2 protein-coding genes and 1 pseudogene are annotated in these 1,555 nt (G+C 64.1%); all 3 read right to left on the reverse strand.

Going from position 1 to position 1,555, the window contains the following annotated elements; all coding sequences use genetic code 11:
• Positions 1 to 155: pseudogene (locus EOA24_RS37510) on the reverse strand (6,7-dimethyl-8-ribityllumazine synthase); the annotation flags it as partial.
• 248 nt (positions 156 to 403) lie between these two features.
• Positions 404 to 1,021: a riboflavin synthase gene (locus EOA24_RS37520; protein WP_126082940.1), complete on the reverse strand. Its 618-nt coding sequence runs from the start codon at positions 1,019 to 1,021 to the stop codon at positions 404 to 406.
• A 60-nt stretch (positions 1,022 to 1,081) separates the two neighbouring features.
• Positions 1,082 to 1,555, reverse strand: a 474-nt coding sequence (locus EOA24_RS37525) for a RibD family protein (protein ID WP_133374895.1), incomplete at its 5' end; no start/stop codon positions are given.

Here is a 1,555-nt window from a genome sequence, read left to right on the forward strand (position 1 = left end):
ACGTCATAGGTGGCGCCGGCATCATCGAGCGCGGCTGTCGCGCCTTCCAGAAGCGCGTCGGCCAGATCGTCGTGAAAACGCGCTTCGACAATGAGCAGATGCGCCTTCGCCTTCGGGCGAATGAACGCTTTGCCGTGTTGGGATGTGCCTGCCATAAAAGTCTCCGGGGGGTTGCCGGTGACTTATGCCGAAGCGGGGTTGATCGCAAGCGGAAGATTGTTGCAGTCAGACGCCAGTAGCCTGGCGATAGCGACGCACCGTATCCCTCAGACGATCGTTCGCCGGCCGCGGATTGGTCAGCGCTTCAATGAATACCTTGCGATCGTTGACCGGCAGATTGAGGCCGTCGCGTCCTCGACGTGGAGCTTTTCCCGCCAAGCGGAGCCAATCTCGTCTTTGGTCATCACAGCCCTTCCTTCCCCGCCTCCGCCAAGCGCGCGGCGTAGCGGGCCATGGTGTCGATCTCGATGTTGACGCGGTCGCCGGCCTGGCGCTCGCCCCAAGTGGTGACGCTCAGCGAGTGATGGATGAGAAGAACATCGAAGCGGGTGCCCTGGACCTTGTTGACGGTGAGCGATGTGCCGTCGAGTGCGACCGAACCCTTCGGCGCGATGAACTTCGCCAGATGGCGCGGCGCCTCCAGCGTGAAGCGCACGGCGTCGCCCTCCTCCTTGCGCTCGACGATCTCGGCGGTGCCGTCGACATGGCCGGAGACGATGTGGCCGCCGAGCTCGTCGCCGACCTTCAGCGCCCGTTCGAGATTGATCCGGGTGCCGGATTTCCAGCTCGACGCGGTGGTCAGCCTCAACGCTTCCTCCCAAGCCTCGACCTCGAACCAGCGCGCGTTCGAGCCATGTTCGGGGAGCGCCGTGACGGTGAGGCAGACGCCGCCGCAGGAGATCGATGCGCCGATGGCGATGGTCTCCGGATCGTAGGCCGTGTCGATGCGCAGCCCGACGCCTTCGGCGAGCGGCTTCACAGCGGCTACCGTGCCAACGTCGGTCACAATTCCCGTAAACATCAGAGAGCTTCTTTCGTTTTGACCTGATCTGATCCAAAAACCGGTTTCCACTTTTTGGGATCATGGTCTTACCCACTCGGCGTAGCTGTCCTCGCCGAAGCGCATGTCGCGCAGTTTGCGAAATCCGGCCGGGATATGGTCGGCGTCGATCGGCGATGCAATACCGTCTTCGCCAATGGCGTCCGGCCCCTGGAACAGCACGATACGGTCGACAAGGTCTTCCTCGAGGAAGGCCTTGGCCACCTTGGCGCCGCCTTCGACCAAAACGCTTGCCATGCCGAGCGCGGCAAGGTCTTCCAGCAATTCCGGCAGGGCGACGACGCCCTCATGGGTTTCGGTGCCGATGAAGCGCACGCCGGCGCGTTCGAGCGCGGCCCGCCGGTGCGGGTCGGCTTCGAGGCACGAGGCGACATAGAGCGGAACGCGGTCGACGCCGGACACCAGCTTGGATGTCTCCGGCAACCGGATCTGCCGATCGAGGATGATGCGCGCCGGCGAGCGGTTCTCCAGCCCCGGCAGGCGCACGGTCAGCGC

The sequence above is a fragment of the Mesorhizobium sp. M2A.F.Ca.ET.039.01.1.1 genome (assembly GCF_003998035.1).
Classification (GTDB): Bacteria; Pseudomonadota; Alphaproteobacteria; order Rhizobiales; family Rhizobiaceae; genus Mesorhizobium.